The sequence below is a fragment of the Arthrobacter sp. H-02-3 genome (assembly GCF_003097355.1).
In the GTDB taxonomy this organism is placed as follows: Bacteria; Actinomycetota; Actinomycetes; order Actinomycetales; family Micrococcaceae; genus Arthrobacter; species Arthrobacter humicola.
In genome coordinates this window covers 112,110-131,263 of sequence record NZ_PYUI01000010.1, presented here as the reverse complement: position 1 = coordinate 131,263, position 19,154 = coordinate 112,110, and the positions used below count along the sequence as shown (strand labels likewise).

The following is a 19,154-nucleotide window of genomic DNA, read 5'->3' as shown; positions in this document are numbered from 1 at the left end:
ACCTGCGCCTGCGGCCGGCCCTCGGGGCCGGCCCGCCACGGGCGAGCCCTCCCCGCGGCGCGGGCCGTAAGGCCCTAGACCATGGAATGGACACAGCAGACTCTGGGCGTATGACTGAAATGAACCCGGGGCCGGCTCCGGACATCAAGACCGCCCAACTCAAGGAGCAGCCGACGGCGGTAGTACGCGAGACCGTCCCGATGAACGCGCTCCGTGACTTCTTTGGCCGTGCCTTCGGCGCCGTCACGGGCGCGGTCCAGGCGCAGCATGTCCAGCTGGCCGGACCCCCGTTCGCGCTCTATCGGGGGATGCCGACCGACGTCGTCGACGTCGAGGCGGGGTTCCCGCTCGCCGCGCCCTTCACAAACGCCGGCGGTGAGGCCACGACGGTCACGGCCGGGACTCTCCCTGCCGGCCAGGCATACGAGGCACTGCACATTGGTTCCTATGAATCGCTGCAGCACACCTACGGGGCGATCATGGAGCGGATGCGGGAAGACGGAGTGAGTCCGGGGGAGGCAATGTGGGAGTACTACCTTAGCGATCCGGGCGCTGAACCGGACCCGGCAAAATGGCAGACCCTCGTTGTCTGGCCGGTCGCCTGAAATGCCCGCCGGAACAACCGCCGGAAGGATGTCCGGAACGGCGTCTGGAAGCGAGCGGCCGGCGCTGTTGGCGCCGTGTCCACGGCGCTGTTCAGGGCGCCGTTTAGGGCGCCGTTTAGGGCGCCGTTTAGGGCGCCGTTTAGGGGCTTCGCCCCCTGGCTTCCGGTGCCGCCAATGACTCATAGTGTCTGATTGGCCACACTTTTCTTCAACTCCATGCATAATGTCCTAAACTGCTTCACTGAGGTGCCTGAAATGGCGCTGCGCAGCAACGAAAGTGAACCCCGATATGGCTACCGATTACGACGCCCCACGCAAGACAGAAGAAGAGTCTCCCGCTGAGTCACTGGAGGCCCTCCAGGCGTCCCGCGGTGGTGGCGCCCAGACCGCTGTGATCGACGTCGACGAGAACGACACCGCGGAAGGCATCGATCTTCCGGGGGCGGATCTGTCCGGCGAAGAGCTGACCGTCATTGTTGTTCCCGAGCAGTCCGATGAATTCACGTGCTCCTCCTGCTTCCTGGTCCGTCACCGGTCCCAGGTGGCCCGCGAAAAGAACGGCATGAAGTACTGCCGCGACTGCGAAGGCTAAGGAACCAGCTGGCAGTCTGGCTGCCCCCGCAGCGGCTGACACAACACTGATGGCCCAAGACTGATGGCCCAAGACTGATGGCACAGTGAAGCAACTTGAGGCGCCGGACCCGCAAGGGTGCCGGCGCTTCGCCGTTCCCGGCACGGACCGCCGCTCGGCCTGCGATGAGGCCATGGCCTTCGCTGGTGACATCAGTCCGTGATCAGCAACGCGTCACCTTAACAGTTGGGCGCCGAAACGGTCGAGGGCCTCGCCCGCCGCTTCGGGCACGCCTACGCTGAGAGGGTCTGATCGTGCTGGCTGTTCAGCCAGTTTCAGGGGGTGGCGGCTTTGAAAAAGACTCAGGTCAAGAAGACCCGGTTGAAGAAGATCCAAGCGTTGCTTGGGGCAGTGCTGATGGCTGTGGGCCTCGGGGTGCTGTCGCCATCCCCGGCCGCCGCGGACCCCTACTGCGGCCTGGTATGGGGTTCATTGCTCAAGACGGATCCGGCCATGAGCCAGGCCAAAGTGGTCAACGTCCGGACCGGACAGCATTACTGTTTTGACCGGCTGGTCATTGACCTCAACGGCCCCGTGGCTGGCTACACCGTGCGCTACGTTCCCCAGGTGGTGCAGGATGGGTCCGGGCTGCCGGTTCCGCTCCGGGGTCAGGCTTTCATTCAGCTCACGGTCAACGCGCCGGCCTATGACGACGCCGGCAACCCCACCTACAACCCGGCGAACAAGAATGAACTCTCCAACGTGGCCGGGTACCAGACGTTCCGGCAGGTGGCGTGGGCGGGCAGCTTCGAGGGCTACAGCAGCCTCGGGCTGGGGGTCCGCGCGCGGCTGCCGTTCCGGGTCCTTACCCTGCCCGGCCCGGGCTCCGGCTCACGGCTCGTGGTGGACGTCGCGCACTTCTGGTAAGTCCGACGGCGTCGGGCCGCTTTGAGCGGCAGGCGCGCCAGCGGCTGACTACAGGGAGTCGATTTCGGCCCGGAGCGGGTAGTCCCGGCCGTCCAGCACGAGCTGCGTGCAGCGTCCCGTGCCGCGGTTGAGAATGATCGGAGCCATGAGGTTGACCGTCGTGGAACCGGGGGCATGGTTGACCACGATCAGCACCTGGAGTGCCTCCCGCTCGTCGAGCCCGAGAGCCTCCAGAGAGGCTGCCGGGATCGGCGGAGCGTAGCTCGGCGCGAACACGGCGGCATCGGCCAGGAACAGCCGCACCGGGGTGGAAGCGGCCTCCAGCGCGAACAGCCCTGTCGCGCCCTGGACGCTCCGAAGCGAGAAGTCGTGCAGATCCTCAAAGCCCGGCATGGGCGCGGTGAATGTGACGGGCAGGCTGGCGACGGGGGTGTCCATGACGGGGGTGCTCACCGCAGGAAGTCCATCAGGGTGGGCTGCAGGACCCGGGCCGTCGCGGCGAGAGCCACCTGATAGTTGGTCTCCTGGAGTTTCAGGTCCATGATGACACTGCCAAGATCTGCCTTCTCAATGCCCGTCTTCTGTGCATCCAAGGTGGCCTCCAAATCTGTGTTGACGCTGCTGGCGCGGTCCAGCTGGGCTTGGCGTGTTCCGACCTCCGCACGCCCGTTGATCACGTTCTGGGCAGCGGTCGTGAGCTGGCCGGCGAGTGCGGTCACGTCCGTGTTGTTGCGCAGGCCCGCGACAATACCGCTGACGGTCTGGAAGATCGACGAGGCGCCGTCACCGAAGATCGCCGCGCCGTCGGCATCCACCCGGACGGTCTGGGTATCACTGATGCGGCGCTCCACGGAACTGTTGGCAACGCCGTTGAACGTGGGCGGGTTGCCGGGCGTTCCGGCGGTGAACGCGCTGGCGGCATCCGAGCTCCCGGCAAAGATGTTGCGGCCCAAGTGCTTGCTGTTGGCGATCGACAACAGGTCCTTGTTAAGGCCTTCCAGCTCAAGGGCGATTGCGTCCCTGCCCGTCTGGTTGAGCGTGCCGTTGCCGGCCTGGACGGTCAGGTCCTGCATCTTGCGGACCACGTTGGTGGCGTCCGACAGGGCGGAGTCGGCGGCAGTGAGCCAGCTGTCGCCGTCGTCGATGTTCCGGCCGTACTGGGCGGCGGCGGCGATCCGGGAGCGGGTCTGGAGGGCCTGGGCCGTGGCTGCGGGATCGTCCGAGGGCCGGGAGAGCTTGTTCAGCGTGCCGGCCTTGTCCTGCAGCTCGGCGAGCTTGGACTGCTGTGCCTGGAGGTTGCGTTGGGCGGCAGAGGTCATGGTCAGGTTTGTTACCCGGTTCAGCATGGCTACCTTCCTACCAGTCCGGTGTGATTGATCAAAACATCCAGGGCTTCGTCCACGGCTGTCATGACCCGGGCGGCGGCCTGGTAGGCGTGCTGGTTGGTGAGCAGGCTGACGTTTTCCTCGTCCAGGCTGACGGACGCGGACGACGCGCGGTTGGCGAGGGCGGCCGACTCCGAAGCGGTGGTCAGCGACTCATGCTGCTGGGCGCCCCGCGACTGGACGCCGATTCCCGTCACTACGCCGGCCCAGAGGCTGTCCGGGGACCCGGGGCCCGTGCCGAGCTGGGAGATCTTGTCCGCCACGCTGTTGTCCAGCTTCCCTGCGCCGGCGCCAATGCCAATAGCGCTGGCGTCCTGGGGCAGCACGGCGAGACTCAACGCCGCCGGCATGCCCGAGGCGGGGCTGAAGAAATCGCCGGCCACGGCCCCGGTGGAAGTCTGGGCGCCGTTGTGAAGAGCGTTGACGGCGTCCCGCAAATTTCCGGCAAACGTGTTGTACGACGCCGCCGCCTCGGCGATCGCGCCGCCGGTGCCGTTGCTGTTTGCCGGCGCCAGGACGGACAGCGCGCCGGCGATTTCGCCGTCGGTGACCGGTACAGCCTGGCCAGGCCGGTCGGCCCATTCAAGCTGGACCGAAGACCCAAGCGAATCCCCGGACTGGGTGCCCGAGAGGGCCAGAGCCCTGACGGATGTTCCCATGACAAGGGCATTGCCGCCGACATGGATGTCCACCGTGCCGTCTGCCTGTTCGCGCACGGTCCCGCCGGTCAGCCGGGAGATCGTTTCGGTGAGCTTGGCCCGCGCGTCGATGAGTTCGTTGGCCGAACCGCCCGCTGCGGTAGTGGAACGAATGGTGGCGTTGTAAGCGGCCACTTGAGCGGCCGCCGCGTTGACGGCGTCGACGTTGTCCTGGGCCTGCCCGCGAACGCTGCTCCATTGCGCGGTGAGCGACTGGTAACCGGACGAGATCTTGGCGGTGAGCTCATTGCCGGCCTGCAGGAGCTGCCCCGCCGGAGCGGTTTCCCCGGGCTGGTTGGCCGCGCCCTGCCAGGCGGACCAGAACGTCTGCAGGGATGCGGAGATCCCGTTGTCGCCGGGTTCCTGCAGGATTCCCTCGATGCCTTGGAGCACGGAGGACCGGACGCTGGCGAAGCCGGCCTGGGCTCCCGCCGAGCGGACGCCGGCATCCAGGAAACTGCTGCCGAGCCGGGCGATGCCGTCCACGGAAACACCGTTGCCGGACTCCGGGCGGCCTGAGCCGAAAAGACCCGGGGGCGGGGCAGCAATCGAGGACTGCTGAACGCGCTGCCGGGTGTAGCCCTCGGTGGCCGCGTTGGCGATGTTCTGCCCGGCGACGTTCAGGCCCTGCTGGGCGGCGGTCAGCCCCCGGTAGGCGGTATTCAGGGCGCCAAAGGTGCTCATGGTCGCTTCCTTAGAATTGCTTGTCGAAGAGGCGGGAGCCGGCGGTTTCCCCGGTCTTGCCGTGGGCGTCGTAAGTGCCGGCGGCCGCGGCGGGCCGGAGATCGGCCAGGGACTCCTGGGTGGAGCGGACTGCGGTGCGCAGGTACTGCTCGTTGGAGTCGCGCAGTTCCTTGATGAGGGCCGTCTGGCGGGTCAGTGCGGCCAGGTGCGCGGTCAGGACTTCGGACCAGGCACCCTCCGGGGCCGCGGCAGCCAGCTCGCTGAGGGACGCGTCCGACGGCAAACCCCAGGTTTCGGCCACGACGGCGGCCTCGATGGTGCGCGCCAGGCTCGCCTTTGAGAGGTGTTCGAGGACCTGCTCGACTTCTTTGGTGCCGTGAGCCAGCCAGCGGGATTTGCCTGAGGTGAGGAGCAGTTGCTCTTCCTCCAGCTTGAAAGTGAGAACGTCCAGGAGTTCACGCTCCCGCCACAGCAGGGCTGAAAGTTCGTGGATGGCCATGTTCGGGACGGCTCCCTCATGTGTGAATGTAGCGGGCGACAGGTGCGGTGGTGCCGGGGAGGCCGATTGATCGTGCGGACGATTCAGCCACCAGCAGGGTTCGTAGAAACTATCGGCAGGGCTGCGGGATGCGTTAGCAGCAATGAGGCGGATAACAAGGGCGTTCTTGGCAATCGGGCAGGAGCGCGGACAAGAGCGCGTGAACTGGGAAAACTTTTTTCGGATTCCCCTTACCTGAGTTATCCGCCGGGCGATAACTACTCCTGAAGGCCCACGGATGGGCCGTCGCTTACAGTCCCAATCACGGAGGAAACACCATGGGCATGATGATCAACACCAACACGATGGCGAACAACGCCTACCGCAACCTCAACAACACCCAGGACGTTGTGTCCAAGTCGATGGAGAAGCTCTCCAGCGGCCTGCGCATCAACCGTGCTGCTGACGATGCTGCCGGCCTCTCCATCTCTGAAGGCCTGAAGTCCCAGGTCACCGGCTCGGCGCAGGCTGCGCGCAACGCACAGGACGGCATCGGCGTCATCCAGACCACTGAAGGCGCCCTGACCGAAGTCCACTCGATTCTGCAGCGCATGCGTGACCTTGCTGTCCAGGGTGCTAACGACACCAACAACGGCGCATCCCGCACCGCTATCAAGAGTGAAGGTCAGTCCCTCGGCCAGGAGTTGGACCGCCTCACTCAGGGCACCAACTTCAACGGAATCGACCTGCTCAAGGGCGGTTCGCTGAACATCCAGGTTGGCACCGGCGGCACCGCCAACGACACGATCGCCGTCACACTCGGCGACGTGTCAACTGCCGTCGGCGCGCTCTCGGCCAACACCGCTGCAGGCGTTACGGACTTCGATGTCACTAGCAACGCGAACGCGCAGGGCACGATCGGCAAAATCGACACCGCCATTGCTGCCATCTCCGCTCAGCGCGCAGACCTGGGTGCAACCCAGAACCGCCTGGAACACGCCACCAAGACCCTCCAGGTCTCCGGCGAGAACCTGTCGGCCGCTGCGTCCCGCATCACCGACACCGACATGGCCCAGGAAATGGTCAAGTTCACCAAGGCCAACATCATGTCCCAGGCCGGTACGGCAATGCTGGCTCAGGCCAACCAGTCCGGCCAGGGCGTTCTGTCGCTCCTGCGCTAGTCAATAGCGGAACCGTAACAACGGATTCCATGGTCGCCTGTGGCGGTTAGGTCGGGCCCATCCCGCCTGACCGCCACTGGCGTCTGACCTACGCCGCCGGTCACGGCCCCAAACTTTTCCGGAAGGAACCCCTGTGGGAACAGCAATCGACGGACTGTCCAGCGGCCTGGACACAACGTCCATGATTAACTCCCTCATGGCCGTCGAGGCACTGCCGCAGACGCAACTCAAGACGAAGCTGGCCTCCGACCAGTCGATGATCACATCGCTGCAGGGCCTCAACACCCGTCTGACGCTCCTCAACAGCACCGCCTCCGGAGATGCCACCGTCAACGCACTGAATCTGTTCACCGCGAGCACCTCGGCGCCGTCCCTCACCGCCACCGCGAACACCTCTGCGGCGGCCGGGTCCCTCGATGTCACGGTCACCAAGCTCGCGCAGACCCAGGTCGATGTCACCGCAGCGATGGCCTCGTGGCCCGTCGATGCCGGGGGAGCACCCGCGAAGCTGACAATCGTCGATGCCACAGGCAAGCAGACCGAGATCGCCCCGGCCTCCACGTCGCTCGACGACGTCGTCACCGCCATTAACGCCGCTTCCGGAGGCGCCGCCGCGGTGAAAGTCCCGGCCGGCAATGGCACCTACCGCCTCCAGCTCACCGCGACCGCATCCGGTGCAGCTGGCGCGTTTCAGATCTACCAGGGCAGCGCCGCGGACGTCACTGCCGGCACCGCCACGGACCTGATGTCTGATCCTGCCGCCGCCGTCGTGAGGACCGCCCAGGACGCCGAAGCCGTTCTGTACGCAGGCACCGCCGCCGAGCAGAAAATCACCTCGGCAACGAACACTTTCACCAACCTGCTCCCCGGCGTCTCGGTCACTGCGACGGCTGTCAGCGCCGCACCGGTAACCGTGACCGTAGCCAGCGACACCGCGGCGATATCCCAGAGGGCATCGGATCTCGTCAAAGCTGTCAATGATGCACTCGGCTTCATCTCCGACAACAGCTCCGTCACCACCACCACAACCGCGGACGGAACCTCGGCAGCCAAAGGCGGAATCTTCACCGGCAACTCCAGCGTCCGCGCCGTCGGCGATGCCCTGCTCACCGCGATGGCGGCCCCGGTCAACGGCAAGTCCCCGTCCGAGTACGGGATCGTGATCACCCGCGATGGGAACTTCACCTTCGATAAGGACAAGCTGGCGGCGGCGATGGCGAGCGACCCGGCCGGGACCAGTGCCGCGCTCCAGACAATTGCCTCGCGCGTCGCCACCTCGACGAGCAACGCCACAGACCCGGTCCAGGGTTCCGTGACGTCCCTCATCAAGGGTCAACAATCCGAGGTCGCAGACCTGAACGACCAGATCTCGAACTGGGATACGCGGCTAACAAGCCGCCGGGCAACCCTTCAGGCCCAGTTCACCAATATGGAAGTTCTGCTGGGTGGGCTGAAGGCGCAGTCATCGTGGCTTACGGGCCAGCTTGCCGGACTCTCCACGTCGTCCTCGAGCGGAAACTAGCCAATGTCCAGCACCGCTGTCTATCGCCGGGGCCCGGACCGCCCGCTCGGTGACACCCCGGGGATCGCCGATACCAACGCAGTTTGGACCGCGATCCTGGACCGGCTCGAGGCCGACATCGCGGTGGCCTTTTCAGGGGCGGAACCCGAACCTTGGGCACCTCCCGCTTTACCGGGCCCCATCCCGGCCGAGCTGGAAGACCGTGCGCGCCGGGTCTTGAATGCTCAGGAGGAAAGCATTGCCATCCTCACGAAGACCAGGCAGGTCGCCGCAGCGCACCTGGAGGCCCTCAATTTAGTCCCGGCATCGTCTGGAGCAGGCCACGCACTGCTCATTGACGTCCGGGGCTGACATGACCTCTCGTGTGGATGTGACCGCGTCTCACGGGAACCCGCAGGAGATAGTCCAGCATTTTTTGCTAACGCATGACCCCTCGCATGCCGAGAGCAGAAGGTAAGCAGGGATTACCCGAAGCACGGTCACGAAATCGGCCGTGTTGTTCCTACCCGGAAGGCAGGCCGCTATGTCCCATGTGTCCTCCTCGCAGAAGGTTTTCGTGTGGCCTTTCACCACCATCACCATCAAAAGCGAGGGCAACATCGTCACGGTCACGCCAGCCACCAGCTCCATTGACGATGTTGCCGCCGCGGTCAACGGCGCAAATGCCGGCGTCACGGCCAGTAAGGTGCCTGCCGGCGGCGGCCAGTACCGGCTGGAATTTGCGGCGTCCAAATCCGGTGCGGCTGCAACGATCGTCCCCGACTTGAACGGAAAGAGCGCCCACGTAAAATTCAGCGAGCAGGCCGGTGCTTCGGCGGACCTTCCTGCCGGCTGGGACAGCGGGCTCGTCGCCCGAAAGTCCGTTCTGCAGCGTTCGCAGGCCGCACTCGAAGTGTCACTCAGTGAAATTAAGTCCCAGTCTGCCTGGCTCTCCTCGCAGATCTTCGGTCCCTCCACAGGAAGCACACCAGCATGAGCACCACAAGCTTTGGAAGCGCAGCCCAACGGAACCAGTACCTGGCGGATTCTGTGCTCTCCGCTCCTCCCGCACGCCTCCTGACCATGCTCTACGACCGCCTTCTGCTGGATCTTGGACGGGCCGAGAGGGCCCAGCAGGGCGCCAATTGGCCGGTCGCCACGGAAAACCTCCTGCATGCACAGGCCATCATTGCTGAATTGACCTCGTCCTTGAAGGTCGACGCCTGGGACGGTGCCGACGGACTCCTCGGCATCTACAACTACGCCTTCACCGCGCTGGTTAACGCCAACATCCAGCGCGACCCGGCCCTCACACGGGAGGCAATTGACCTCCTGGAACCCCTGCGCCAGGCCTGGCATGAAGCCGCCGCGTCCGTTCCGGCGCCACCGGCAGTCCCCTCCGCAGCGGCTGCACCCGCCTTTGCCGGCACCGGGACCTGGAACGCCCAGCCGGGAACAGGTGGCGGGAGCCTCGGTTTTGGCTAACCAGACCGACACGGAGTCCGGCCTTGGGGAAGCCGGATCCACCAACGCCGCATCACTTCCTGCGGAGGCCATGCCCGTCGACGCCGGCTTGGCCGCTTGGATGGCTGTCTTGGACGTGCTTGAAATGGCGGTCCAGGCTGCCGAGCGCACCCTCAAGGATCCGCTGGGCCCGCTCGCCATAGCAGCAGGATCCGTCGCGGAGCCCCGGGCGGAAAAACGCTGGTCCCCGCCGTCGCTGCCCGGGCCGCTGCCGGCCGCAGCACGGCGCCGCGCCGTCGCCCTGGCCGCGGCCCAGGAACGCGTTGCCCTCAGGCTGGAGGAGGCCCGGCAGGACATGGCCCGGCAGCTCCAGGCAGTGTCCTCAGTACCGGGCGTCGGAGACCCGTCCAGTGCGATCTACCTCGACGTGAACGGCTGAAGTTTCCTCGGCCCGAATCTTTCGGATAACAGTCGCATTTTCTCCTAACGCGGCGCTGACCAGTGCCGATAACCACTGTAAGAGCACGGATCGCTCGTTTACCGGCCACGGATTGGCCACCCTCACCTTTCCCAGGCAGGACTCTGTGCTCGAATCCGTGACTTCCGCCGCCCTGGCCAGCGCCATGGACGGGTTGGCATTGCGCCAGCGCACTATCGCGAACAACATCGCGAACGTCAACACACCGAATTACCACGCGAAGCGCGTCAGCTTCGAGGACGCCCTGGCGGCGTCAGTGCAGTCCGGGGACGGCCACGTGCAGGCAACGACGGCGGAATCCCTGGAACCCACCCAGCTGAACGGCAACAACGTCAACCTGGACACCGAGACCCTGTCCAACATCGACACCGTGCTGCGCTTCCAGTTCGCCGCCCGCGCCGTCAATAACGAATTCACCGCCATACGCTCCGCCCTGAGGACCAGCTGATGACCTTCGACATGATCGGCATCGCCGGCTCCGCCCTCACCGTCCACCGCAAGTGGCTCGATGCTGTCTCGGACAACCTCGCCAACATGAACAACGCCTCCGCCACCAGCGGCCCCGCTTTTCAGGCCCGTTACGTCGAGGCCGCCGAAGGGTCGGACGGCTCCGGCGTGTACGTCAAGAGCACCCAGCTCGGCAGCGCCGCGGGCCGGATCGTTTACCAGCCGGACCACCCGCTGGCTGATGCCAACGGCAACGTGAAGTACCCGGACATCGACATGGCAGAACAAATGGGCGCGCTCATCATCGCCCAGCGTGGCTACCAGGCCAACGCGCAGGTGGTGGACCGCGCCCGCGAAACGTACACGGCCGCCCTTGAGATTGGACGCTCCTAATGACTGTTGCCCCCATCGCCCCCGTCCAGGGTGTCCTGCCGACCAATTACGTCGGCGGCGCCAGCCCTGTCGCCGGCACGGACGGCTCCGCCTTCGCCACCTCCCTCACCGGTGCGGTGGACAACCTCCAGCAGCTGCAGTCGACGTCGAACCAGCTGGCTGTCTCCGCCGTCACCGGCAACCTGGACGACATCCACAACGCCACGCTCGCCGCCACGCGCGCCCAGGTCACGCTGGAACTCATGTCCACGGTGCGCAACAAGGGCGTTGACGCGTTCAACGAGATCATGAGGATGCAGGCCTGATGCCTCCGCAGATATCCGCGTTCTTCCAGCGCGTCGGCACGGGCCTGAAGAGCTTCACCGCCGGCCAGCGCACCCTCGCCGTGATCGGTGCTGCCCTGCTGGTGGTGGGCATCGTGGCCCTGTCCGCCTGGCTCACCCGCCCGGCCCTGACCCCGCTGTTCTCCGGCCTGAAGAGCACCGATGCCAGCGGAATCGTGGATCAGCTCAAAAAGGACAACGTTCAGTACGAACTCAGCGACGGCGGCGCCACCATCCTGGTCCCGCAGGACAAGGTTTACGACGAACGGCTCAAGGCGGCCTCCGCCGGCCTGCCGACCGCCGCAGCAACCGGGTACTCCCTGCTGGACAAGATGGGGGTGACGTCCTCGGAATTCCAACAGTCCGTCACCTACAAGCGGGCGCTCGAAGGGGAACTCGCCAGCACCATCGAAGCCATGGACGGCGTGAAGACCGCCGCCGTCCGGCTCGCGATCCCGGAAAAGACCGTCTTTGTGTCCAAGACCCCCGACACCACGGCCTCGGTCTTTGTCGAAACCGCCGCGGGGACCACACTTTCCAGCGACAAAGTGCAGGCCATCGTCCACCTGACCTCCGCCGCGATCGAGAACCTCAAGCCGGACAACGTGTCGGTGGTCGACTCCCAGGGCAATGTGCTCTCTACTGTCGGAGGGGGCGCCACAGGCTCGACCTCCAAGCAGGCCAGCGACTACCAGAACCGCACGTCCGACGCCGTGAAGGCAGTCCTGGACCGAGTGGTGGGCCCCGGGAATTCCACGGTAGCGGTCGCCGCCGACGTCACCGGGGAATCCGCGCAGCAGACGAGCGAAACGTTCTCCAACACCGCCGGCGCCCTGCCGCTGAGCGAATCATCCAAGACCGAGAAATACACGGGAACCGGGGGAGGGGCCGCGGGCGTCCTCGGCCCGGACAACATCGCGGTTCCCGGCGGTACCAGTGGCAACGGCAACTTCGATTCCACCACCGAGACCAAGAACAACGCCGTCAACAAGGTCACCGAGGACCGGGTCATCCCGGCGGGAGCCGTCAAACGCCAGACCATTTCCGTAGCGGTCAGCCAAGCCGCCGCCAACGGCCTGAACCTCGTGTCGCTGAAGAACCTCGTCACCTCCGCAGCCGGCGTCGACGCCACGCGCGGCGACGTCGTCACCGTTGAGGTGGTGCCGTTCAGCACCGCGGCCGCCGATGACGCCGCCAAAGCACTCGCCGAGGCCCAGGCCAACGCGGAAGCCGAAAGGCAGGCCGCGTTCTTCGGAACCCTCGTCACGGCCGGCAGTATCCTGCTCGGCCTGCTGATCCTTGCCCTGGTGGTCACGATCATCCTGCGGCGCCGCCAGAAGCGCGAGCCCGTTGACCTCGGTGAACGCCTGGATCTGGAGATCATGCCGGTGGTCGCGCCCGTCACCGCCCTTCCGCCCGCCCCGGCGACGTCGGCGATCCCGATCACCGCACTGCCTCCGCTTCCGGGACCGACCACCGAGCAGCTGGAGTCCGAGCAACGCCGGCTGGAGATCGACAACATGGTCGCCGCCAACCCGGAACGGGCGGCAGACTACCTGCGCAGCCTCATGGATGACAGGCAGCCGGCATGAAACCAGCCGATACCGTCCTGACCGGCACCCAGCGCGCCGCCGTCGTCCTGATGCAGATGAGCCCCGAGAACGCCGCCAAGGTCATGGCCCAGCTCACTGACACGGAGGCGGAGGAGATTGCCGCCGAGATCGTCAAGCTCCGCAAAGTGGACCCGGACGTCGCCGAACAGATCATGAAGGACTTCCACCAGGCCGCGCAGACCAACTCCCGCCAGGCCCGGGGCGGCCGGGAACTCGCCGAAGGCCTGCTCGAGGCGTCCTTCGGCTCGGAAAAGGCGGCCGGACTCATCAACCGCCTCACGGTCAACATGGCCGGCAAGTCCTTCGAGTTCCTCGAAGACATCGAACCCGTGCAGATCCTGGCCCTGATCGACGGCGAACTGCCGCAGACCATCGCCCTGGTCCTGGCCCACCTCAGCCCGCGCAAGGCCTCGGCCGTCATGTCCGGGCTGCCCGGTTCGCTGCGCGCCGACGTCGCGCTCAGCATCGCCACCATGGGATCCGGCGCGCCCGAGGCGATCGGGATCGTCGCCGATACCCTCAAACTCCGCGGCGGCGCCGCCGTATCCCAGCAGGCCTCAAAGGTGGTGGGCGGCATCCAGCCGCTGCTGGAGATCATCAACCGGACCGACGCCGGCACGGAACGATCCGTGCTGGACGGCCTGGACTTGCTCGACCCCGACCTCGCGGTGGAGATCCGCGCCCAGATGGTGACGTTCGACGACATCGTGAAACTGGAACGCCGCGACGTGCAGTTGGTGCTCCGCGGCCTCGACGCGTCTGTCCTGGCGATCGCCATGAAGGGCGCCTCCGAGGCGGTCCTGGAAACCATCACCACCAACGTCTCCGGGCGCAACCTCGAAATCCTCGAATCCGAGATCGCTGCCCTTGGCCCGCTGCGTGCCTCGCAGATCGAAGAGGCCCGCGCCGCCGTCGTCCGGTCCATCCGCGAGCTCGAGGCCGACGGCCAGGTCACCATCCAGCGCGGGGACGAAGAAGACTATGTCTACTGACAGCGGCGCGGCCCCTGCCCCGGCGCGCGTCGTCTTTCCCTCGCTGCGGGCGAACGGGCCGGCCGCCGAACAGGCCGGCTACACCGAGGGCCACGCCGCAGGCTACGCCGCCGGCGTGCGGGCCGCCGCGAAGGAACAGCGCCGCTGGCGGGACCGCATGGCCGCCGAACAGGCCGCCTCCCTGGCCGCCGGGCAACAGGACCTGGACCGTGCCGTGCGCGCCCTGGCCGTCGCCCGGAACGACTTCGCCCACCGCAACGTGCAGGCCCTGCAAGACGCCGAAGAGATCCTGGCACGTACCGCGCTGGAACTGGCCGAGGCCATCCTCGGCTACGAACTCGCCGAAGGCACCAGGACCGCTCGCGCCGCCCTGGCACGTGCCCTCTCCGGGAGCGACAGCGCCACCGTGCTGGCGATCCGGCTGCACCCTGCAGACATCGACGTCCTTACCCGGGAAGGGCAGGAACTGCCCGCCGGGCTGCCGCTCGTCCCGGATCCCTCCTTGGGCCGGGGCGACGCGAAGGTCGAATACCAGCAGGGCTGGTTCGACGCCGGCCTGCGCAGTTCCCTGGAACGTGCCCGCACGGCCCTGCTGGGGGAGTCCGGGCAGGCCGCCGCCGGTCCTGGCACCGGCGATATTGGCGGCGGACTGCCTGCTGGCGGCCTTCCCGGCACCGGCGCCTATCGGGGCCAGGCATGATCGCCGAGTGGCGCCCGAAGGGTGCCGACTACGCCGCCGCGCTGGCCGCGGCTGCCCCGCAGAGGGTCGGCGTCGTCACCTCCGTCGTTGGGCTGGGCCTTGAAGTCTCCGGGCTCGACTGCGCGCTGGGAGACCTCATCACGGTGGGGGAGAACCCCGGCCTCGACGCCGAAGTCGTGGCCGCGCTGGAGGGCTCCGTCCGCTGCATGCCGCTGGGCCGTCTCGCCGGTGTGGCCGCCGGAGACCCCGTCCGCGCCAAGGGCGGCGCCGTGCTGGTCCCCACCGGCCGGGGCCTCTTCGGCCGGGTCCTTGACGGGCTCGGACGTCCGATCGACGGCAAGGGTCCGCTGCTCAGCGGTCCGCGCGTGCCGATTGACAACGAGGCGCCGAACGCCATGAAACGTGCCCGCATCGATACGGCACTGCAGACCGGGGTGCGCGTCCTGGACACCATGACGACGCTCGGCAAGGGCCAGCGCATGGGCCTGTTTGCCGGGTCCGGCGTCGGCAAATCCTCCCTGCTCTCGATGATCGCCCGCGGCACCGACGCCGAGGTTTCGGTGATTGCCCTTGTCGGTGAACGGGGCCGCGAAGTCCGGGAGTTCCTCGAGGATGACCTCGGCGCCGCCGGCCTGGCGCGCTCCGTGGTGGTGGTCGCCACCTCCGACGAACCCGCCCTCATGCGGATGCGCGCAGCCTTCACCGCCACCCGGATCGCCGAGTCCTTCCGCGACCAGGGCCAGGACGTGGTCCTGATGATGGACTCCCTCACCCGAGTAGCCATGGCCCAGCGCGAGATCGGCCTCTCAGCCGGCGAGCCTCCGGCCACCCGGGGCTACCCGCCGTCGACCTTTTCCATCCTGGCCCGTCTCCTGGAACGCGCCGGCACTGCCGAAACCGGCTCCGTGACCGGCATCTATACCGTGCTGGTGGACGGTGATGACCACAACGAGCCCATCGCCGACGCGGCCCGGTCCATCCTGGACGGTCACGTCGTGCTGGACCGCAAACTGGCCGTCACGGGGCATTTTCCGTCCGTGGACGTGCTCGGATCGGTGTCCCGGGTGGCCAGCAAGGTCAATGCCCGGCCGAACCTCGACGCTGCCGCCACACTCCGCCGGGTCCTCGCGGCCCGCAAGGGCGCACAGGACCTGATCGACGTCGGCGCCTACCAGGCCGGGACCAACCCGCTGGTGGACGCCGCGCTGAACCACGAGCACGAGGTCAGCGCGTTCCTCCAACAGCCGATGGACGAATCCACGGCGCACTCCGAGTCCTGGCAGCGGCTCGGCTACCTTACTTCGATCCTGGGAGCAGAAGCATGAACCGCGAATTCTCTCTGGCAGGGCTCCTGCGCCTCCGCCAGCTCCAGCAGGACCAGGCAGCCACCGGACTGGCGCGCGCCCGCTCACGCTCCAGTTCCGTGCGGGTCCGCGAAGCCGCCGCCCGCCGCGAGCTTGCCGCTACGGACGACCCCATCTCCAGCTCCGCCTCCCTGCGTGCCGTGGCCGCCGCCCGGTCCTCCTCCCACAGCATGCTCGCGGACCTGCAAAACCTCACGCACCTGGCCGAAGCCGAAGAGGCCGCCGCCCGCGCCGAGTTCATCGCCGCCCGCACGCGCTCCGTGGGCCTGGAAAAACTGCAAGCCCGCCACGACGCCGAGATCAATTCCGCGGACCTGCGCGCCGAACAGTCCGCCCTCGACGAGATCGCCTCGACGCTCTGGCACCGCGACGAACAGCAGGTGAAGCCATGAGCATGACAGAGGCAATCGGCCGGATGCAGGGCATCCAAGCGATGATCGCGGAACTGTCCCGGCCGGCGGCCACGGCGGAGACCAACGCGGCCGCGGTCAAGGCCGCCGCGGCCACCTCGCTCGCGACCGCCACGGGCACCGGCGACTCCGCTTCCTTCACGCAGGCACTCGCCGCGGCCATGGGCGGGACCGGTGCCACGGATGCATCCTCCCTCACGGACAGCTTGGGGCTCGGCAGCTCGCTGGGACTCGGCAGCACGACGGCGGCCGGCATGGCCGGGCTCACCGGCGCCCAGGCAACGGGCACGGTGCACACAGGCGCGGCGGCGACGGGCAACGACGTGGTGGCGGCGGCCAAGAAGTACATCGGTGTTCCCTACGTGTGGGGAGGCACCAATCCGGCCACCGGCATGGACTGCTCCGGCTTCACACAGCGGGTGTTCAAAGACCTCGGCGTGGAGATTCCCCGCGTGGTGAGCGACCAGATGCGCCAGGGCACCCCGGTGGCCTCCCTCGCCGAAGCGAAACCCGGCGACCTGCTGGTGAGCTTCGGCGGCAACCACGTTTCCATCTACCTGGGCAACGGCAAGGCGATCGACGCACCCGTACCCGGCAAGACCATCCAGATCCGCGACGCCTGGGAGCAGCAGTCCAACCTGACCTCCATCCGGCGCATCGTTCCTGCCGGGACGGCATCGTGAAGGCCGCGGCATCGGGGGATCTCGTGACCGCGCTGGCCGCCTCGGCACCGGCCCGGGCAGCACGTCAGGGAGCGGACCCGCGGCCGGGCAACAGTAGCCCGGACACTGCGTCCTTTGACTCGGTCCTCACCGACGTCCAGGGTTCGGCAGGGATCGGCCCAGCAGGCAACGGTAACCTCGCGGACCCCGCCACCGAGGCAGAGCCCGCCGCCAACACCGAGCCCGCTACTGACAACGAGCCCAACGCCACGCCCGGACGGCCCGAGCTTCAGGGCGCCGGCCGTCCGGCCAATCAGGCATCCGGCCGACTCACGGAAAATGCGTCCGACTGGGTGCCCGCCAACGCCGGCTTCCCCGAAGCCGCCTCAACGGCGGTCGGCGAGCGGACGCCAGACGTGCCCGTGCGTGACGGCAACCTGACCGGTGCTTCAGCGGCAGGCGCCGCTGCAAAACCGACGACGGCGGCCGACGACGAAGCCGATTCCGCGCCCTCCGCAGCAGGTTCCGCGCCGTCCGACGCCGCTTCTCCCGCCGTTGCCGGCTTTGCATGGCAGGCGCAGTATGCCTCCGCCCAGTGGGCCCCCGCCCAATTTGTCGCTTTCGCGCAACCCGGACAGCCAGCCCCGGTGGGACCGCCAGCGCAGCCCGGACAAGCAGCCCAGGCCGTGGCCTCGGACGGCCACGGTAGCCCCCGCGCTGCGGCACCGGCTTTCCCCGCCCCCGCGGCAGCAGGCGCACCCGCCGCTACGCCCGCGGCAGCGGGTCCCGCCGCTACGCCCGCGGCAGCAGGCGCACCCGCCGCTACGCCCGCGGCAGCGGGTCCCGCCGGCGTGCCGGCCGCCGCGGCAGAGGGTACAGCCGTCCCCGCCGCCCCCGGAATGCCCGACGCCCGGCTCCAGATGCCCGGCGCGATCCCCGTTCGTCCCGTCGCGGGCGGTGATTCGTCTGCCGTTGCTGCCGCGCAGATCGCGGCCGCGGTACCGTCCTCGGGGCCGACGGCAGCCACTGGAGGATCAGCCGGTGCCGCGTCCGCTGCACCCGTTCCTGCCCTGGCTGCTGCACCGTCGACCGGTGTGGCTGCGCTAGCGGCCTCGCCCGCCACCGGCGCGGCAGGTGCCGCGTCTGCAGCGGGTCCCGCCTCGGTGCTCACTGGCGCGCCCGCCGGTGCAGTTTCCGCCACGGCCGAGGCAACCACGCTGCCGCGCGAGGCCGCGGCGGCCACGGCTCAAGCGAAGGCGCCAACGAAGGCTCTGGCAGGTGAATCGGCCCAGGCAGGGCCGGGACGCGGTGCTGTGCTTGGCAGTTCGACACCGGCCAACCCGGCGGCCAGCACTCCTGTTGCCACGGCGGGAGCTTCGCGTTCGGGCAGGGGAGAGGCCGCCGCCGTAGCGACCGTCAGAGCCACCGCCGTCGCTCCGTCAGCCGCCGGACAAACGGCGATTACCTCCGCCGGCAGCACCGCAGCCAGCAATGTCTTGGGCAGCAGAGTGGCCCCCGCAGCCGCCGTGGTGCCGCATGGAGCCCTAACGGACCCTGCACAAGCAAAAGCACAGGCACCAAGCACCGCGGAAGCGCTGACGGATCAGGTGAGTGGAGGTCCGGCTGGCGCAGTGGCGATACCTGTTCAGTCGCCGGCGGCCGGCACAACCATGCCCCAGCCGGCTGCGCAGGCCGCTGCCCAGCCGCCGTCGCAGCCGGTGCCCCAGCCCGCGGAACCCCTTCAGCCTCAGCTGGCCAAACCGCTCTTCACCCTGGTGGGGGCGCCCCGCGGCGAGCACATTATGACCCTCAAGGTCAGCCCGGAAGATCTCGGTCCGCTGACGGTACGGGCCCAGATCGACGCCGCGGGTGTGCGGATTGAACTCTTCGCGCCGGGCGAGGCTGGACGTGAGGCGGTCCGGGGAATCCTGCCCGAACTCCGCAAGGAGCTCGCCGACGCCGGATTCGGGGCCAGCCTTGACCTGTCCGATCACAGCGGGCCCATAGGCCTCGGCCAGAACGGGGGCCAGAACGGGGGCCAGAACGGGGGCCAGCACGGCACGGCCCAGGACCGGGCGGGCACCCAGTACGCCGCCGGACGAGAGTCCGGCGGCAGCGGCGGCGGAAACGGCTCTGGTCCCAGCGGCCGCAACGTCGCGGCCGAGGAGCGCCCCGGTCACCGCTGGGACGCGCTGGCTGATGGCCAAGCCGTGCGCGCCGCCAGGATTTTGAACGGCCCCCAGACCACCCTCGACATTCTTGTCTGACACGAAGGAAC

At 67.7% G+C, this 19,154-nt stretch carries 23 protein-coding genes; 19 read left to right on the top strand and 4 right to left on the bottom strand.

The window, feature by feature from the left end; genetic code table 11:
• The first annotated feature begins 110 nt into the window (after positions 1 to 110).
• The 3 genes from C9424_RS11830 to C9424_RS11820 all read left to right on the top strand — a co-directional run bounded on the left by C9424_RS11830 (position 111) and on the right by C9424_RS11820 (position 2,103).
• Positions 111 to 605, top strand: coding sequence for a GyrI-like domain-containing protein (locus C9424_RS11830; protein ID WP_237563416.1), 495 nt, complete (start codon positions 111 to 113; stop codon positions 603 to 605).
• A gap of 289 nt (positions 606 to 894) precedes the next feature.
• Positions 895 to 1,197, top strand: a complete 303-nt coding sequence (locus tag C9424_RS11825; RefSeq protein WP_090956868.1) for a DUF4193 domain-containing protein — start codon at positions 895 to 897, stop codon at positions 1,195 to 1,197.
• Positions 1,198 to 1,557: 360 nt separating this feature from the next.
• Positions 1,558 to 2,103, top strand: a complete 546-nt coding sequence (locus C9424_RS11820; RefSeq protein WP_442862031.1) for an AMIN-like domain-containing (lipo)protein — start codon at positions 1,558 to 1,560, stop codon at positions 2,101 to 2,103.
• 48 nt (positions 2,104 to 2,151) lie between these two features.
• Here C9424_RS11820 and fliW read toward each other — a convergent pair whose 3' ends face one another.
• The 4 genes from fliW to C9424_RS11800 are packed head-to-tail and all read right to left on the bottom strand — an operon-like array spanning position 2,152 to position 5,369.
• Positions 2,152 to 2,556 (bottom strand): flagellar assembly protein FliW, encoded by a 405-nt coding sequence (gene fliW / locus C9424_RS11815; RefSeq protein WP_116767016.1) that lies wholly within the window; start codon positions 2,554 to 2,556, stop codon positions 2,152 to 2,154.
• Positions 2,553 to 3,449, bottom strand: a complete 897-nt coding sequence (gene flgL, locus C9424_RS11810; RefSeq protein WP_116767015.1) for a flagellar hook-associated protein FlgL — start codon at positions 3,447 to 3,449, stop codon at positions 2,553 to 2,555. The genes fliW and flgL overlap by 4 nt, the downstream gene beginning before the upstream one ends.
• A 2-nt stretch (positions 3,450 to 3,451) precedes the next feature.
• Complete coding sequence (gene flgK, locus C9424_RS11805; protein ID WP_116767014.1) at positions 3,452 to 4,870, bottom strand: flagellar hook-associated protein FlgK; 1,419 nt, start codon at positions 4,868 to 4,870, stop codon at positions 3,452 to 3,454.
• A 10-nt stretch (positions 4,871 to 4,880) separates the two neighbouring features.
• Entirely contained in the window at positions 4,881 to 5,369 is a 489-nt protein-coding gene (locus tag C9424_RS11800; protein WP_116767013.1) for a flagellar protein FlgN, read from the bottom strand.
• A gap of 317 nt (positions 5,370 to 5,686) precedes the next feature.
• Here C9424_RS11800 and C9424_RS11795 point away from each other — a divergent pair, with 317 nt between their 5' ends.
• From C9424_RS11795 to C9424_RS11720, 16 genes are all read left to right on the top strand, one after another.
• Complete coding sequence (locus C9424_RS11795) at positions 5,687 to 6,529, top strand: flagellin N-terminal helical domain-containing protein (RefSeq protein WP_202615840.1); 843 nt, start codon at positions 5,687 to 5,689, stop codon at positions 6,527 to 6,529.
• Positions 6,530 to 6,662: 133 nt separating this feature from the next.
• Positions 6,663 to 8,051, top strand: coding sequence for a flagellar filament capping protein FliD (gene fliD / locus C9424_RS11790; RefSeq protein WP_116767012.1), 1,389 nt, complete (start codon positions 6,663 to 6,665; stop codon positions 8,049 to 8,051).
• A 3-nt stretch (positions 8,052 to 8,054) separates the two neighbouring features.
• A complete protein-coding gene (locus C9424_RS11785) occupies positions 8,055 to 8,402 on the top strand; it encodes a hypothetical protein (protein WP_116767011.1) in 348 nt (115 codons plus the stop codon).
• Positions 8,403 to 8,574: 172 nt separating this feature from the next.
• A complete protein-coding gene (locus tag C9424_RS11780) occupies positions 8,575 to 9,027 on the top strand; it encodes a flagellin hook IN motif-containing protein (protein ID WP_116767010.1) in 453 nt (150 codons plus the stop codon).
• Complete coding sequence (gene fliS, locus C9424_RS11775) at positions 9,024 to 9,515, top strand: flagellar export chaperone FliS (RefSeq protein WP_116767009.1); 492 nt, start codon at positions 9,024 to 9,026, stop codon at positions 9,513 to 9,515. The genes C9424_RS11780 and fliS overlap by 4 nt, the downstream gene beginning before the upstream one ends.
• Complete coding sequence (locus C9424_RS11770; RefSeq protein ID WP_133247515.1) at positions 9,508 to 9,933, top strand: hypothetical protein; 426 nt, start codon at positions 9,508 to 9,510, stop codon at positions 9,931 to 9,933. Before fliS ends, C9424_RS11770 begins: the two co-directional genes overlap by 8 nt.
• A gap of 145 nt (positions 9,934 to 10,078) precedes the next feature.
• On the top strand, positions 10,079 to 10,420 hold the full coding sequence (locus C9424_RS11765; protein ID WP_116767042.1) for a flagellar basal body rod protein FlgB: 342 nt from the start codon (positions 10,079 to 10,081) through the stop codon (positions 10,418 to 10,420).
• Complete coding sequence (locus C9424_RS11760; protein WP_116767007.1) at positions 10,420 to 10,812, top strand: flagellar basal body rod protein FlgC; 393 nt, start codon at positions 10,420 to 10,422, stop codon at positions 10,810 to 10,812. Before C9424_RS11765 ends, C9424_RS11760 begins: the two co-directional genes overlap by 1 nt.
• The gene (fliE, locus tag C9424_RS11755; RefSeq protein WP_116767006.1) at positions 10,812 to 11,117 is read left to right on the top strand and encodes a flagellar hook-basal body complex protein FliE; all 306 of its coding nucleotides are present in this window, start codon (positions 10,812 to 10,814) and stop codon (positions 11,115 to 11,117) included. Before C9424_RS11760 ends, fliE begins: the two co-directional genes overlap by 1 nt.
• The gene (fliF, locus tag C9424_RS11750) at positions 11,117 to 12,727 is read left to right on the top strand and encodes a flagellar basal-body MS-ring/collar protein FliF (protein WP_116767005.1); all 1,611 of its coding nucleotides are present in this window, start codon (positions 11,117 to 11,119) and stop codon (positions 12,725 to 12,727) included. The genes fliE and fliF overlap by 1 nt, the downstream gene beginning before the upstream one ends.
• Entirely contained in the window at positions 12,724 to 13,740 is a 1,017-nt protein-coding gene (gene fliG, locus C9424_RS11745; protein ID WP_116767004.1) for a flagellar motor switch protein FliG, read from the top strand. The genes fliF and fliG overlap by 4 nt, the downstream gene beginning before the upstream one ends.
• On the top strand, positions 13,730 to 14,440 hold the full coding sequence (locus tag C9424_RS11740; protein WP_116767003.1) for a FliH/SctL family protein: 711 nt from the start codon (positions 13,730 to 13,732) through the stop codon (positions 14,438 to 14,440). The genes fliG and C9424_RS11740 overlap by 11 nt, the downstream gene beginning before the upstream one ends.
• Positions 14,437 to 15,765: a FliI/YscN family ATPase gene (locus tag C9424_RS11735; protein ID WP_116767002.1), complete on the top strand. Its 1,329-nt coding sequence runs from the start codon at positions 14,437 to 14,439 to the stop codon at positions 15,763 to 15,765. Before C9424_RS11740 ends, C9424_RS11735 begins: the two co-directional genes overlap by 4 nt.
• Positions 15,762 to 16,196, top strand: coding sequence for a flagellar FliJ family protein (locus C9424_RS11730; RefSeq protein WP_116767001.1), 435 nt, complete (start codon positions 15,762 to 15,764; stop codon positions 16,194 to 16,196). The genes C9424_RS11735 and C9424_RS11730 overlap by 4 nt, the downstream gene beginning before the upstream one ends.
• Positions 16,193 to 16,897, top strand: coding sequence for a C40 family peptidase (locus tag C9424_RS11725; RefSeq protein ID WP_116767000.1), 705 nt, complete (start codon positions 16,193 to 16,195; stop codon positions 16,895 to 16,897). The genes C9424_RS11730 and C9424_RS11725 overlap by 4 nt, the downstream gene beginning before the upstream one ends.
• Positions 16,894 to 19,143, top strand: a complete 2,250-nt coding sequence (locus C9424_RS11720) for a flagellar hook-length control protein FliK (RefSeq protein WP_116766999.1) — start codon at positions 16,894 to 16,896, stop codon at positions 19,141 to 19,143. The genes C9424_RS11725 and C9424_RS11720 overlap by 4 nt, the downstream gene beginning before the upstream one ends.
• The last annotated feature ends 11 nt before the right edge of the window (positions 19,144 to 19,154 follow it).

Coding starts and splice junctions, on each gene's coding strand:
- C9424_RS11830 (WP_237563416.1), top strand. CDS start 111: ATGACTGAAATGAACCCGGGGCCGGCTCCGGACATCAAGACCGCCCAA.
- C9424_RS11825 (WP_090956868.1), top strand. CDS start 895: ATGGCTACCGATTACGACGCCCCACGCAAGACAGAAGAAGAGTCTCCC.
- flgL (WP_116767015.1), bottom strand. CDS start 3,449: ATGCTGAACCGGGTAACAAACCTGACCATGACCTCTGCCGCCCAACGC.
- flgK (WP_116767014.1), bottom strand. CDS start 4,870: ATGAGCACCTTTGGCGCCCTGAATACCGCCTACCGGGGGCTGACCGCC.
- C9424_RS11800 (WP_116767013.1), bottom strand. CDS start 5,369: ATGGCCATCCACGAACTTTCAGCCCTGCTGTGGCGGGAGCGTGAACTC.
- C9424_RS11795 (WP_202615840.1), top strand. CDS start 5,687: ATGGGCATGATGATCAACACCAACACGATGGCGAACAACGCCTACCGC.
- C9424_RS11785 (WP_116767011.1), top strand. CDS start 8,055: ATGTCCAGCACCGCTGTCTATCGCCGGGGCCCGGACCGCCCGCTCGGT.
- C9424_RS11780 (WP_116767010.1), top strand. CDS start 8,575: ATGTCCCATGTGTCCTCCTCGCAGAAGGTTTTCGTGTGGCCTTTCACC.
- fliS (WP_116767009.1), top strand. CDS start 9,024: ATGAGCACCACAAGCTTTGGAAGCGCAGCCCAACGGAACCAGTACCTG.
- C9424_RS11760 (WP_116767007.1), top strand. CDS start 10,420: ATGACCTTCGACATGATCGGCATCGCCGGCTCCGCCCTCACCGTCCAC.
- fliE (WP_116767006.1), top strand. CDS start 10,812: ATGACTGTTGCCCCCATCGCCCCCGTCCAGGGTGTCCTGCCGACCAAT.
- fliF (WP_116767005.1), top strand. CDS start 11,117: ATGCCTCCGCAGATATCCGCGTTCTTCCAGCGCGTCGGCACGGGCCTG.
- fliG (WP_116767004.1), top strand. CDS start 12,724: ATGAAACCAGCCGATACCGTCCTGACCGGCACCCAGCGCGCCGCCGTC.
- C9424_RS11740 (WP_116767003.1), top strand. CDS start 13,730: ATGTCTACTGACAGCGGCGCGGCCCCTGCCCCGGCGCGCGTCGTCTTT.
- C9424_RS11735 (WP_116767002.1), top strand. CDS start 14,437: ATGATCGCCGAGTGGCGCCCGAAGGGTGCCGACTACGCCGCCGCGCTG.
- C9424_RS11730 (WP_116767001.1), top strand. CDS start 15,762: ATGAACCGCGAATTCTCTCTGGCAGGGCTCCTGCGCCTCCGCCAGCTC.
- C9424_RS11725 (WP_116767000.1), top strand. CDS start 16,193: ATGAGCATGACAGAGGCAATCGGCCGGATGCAGGGCATCCAAGCGATG.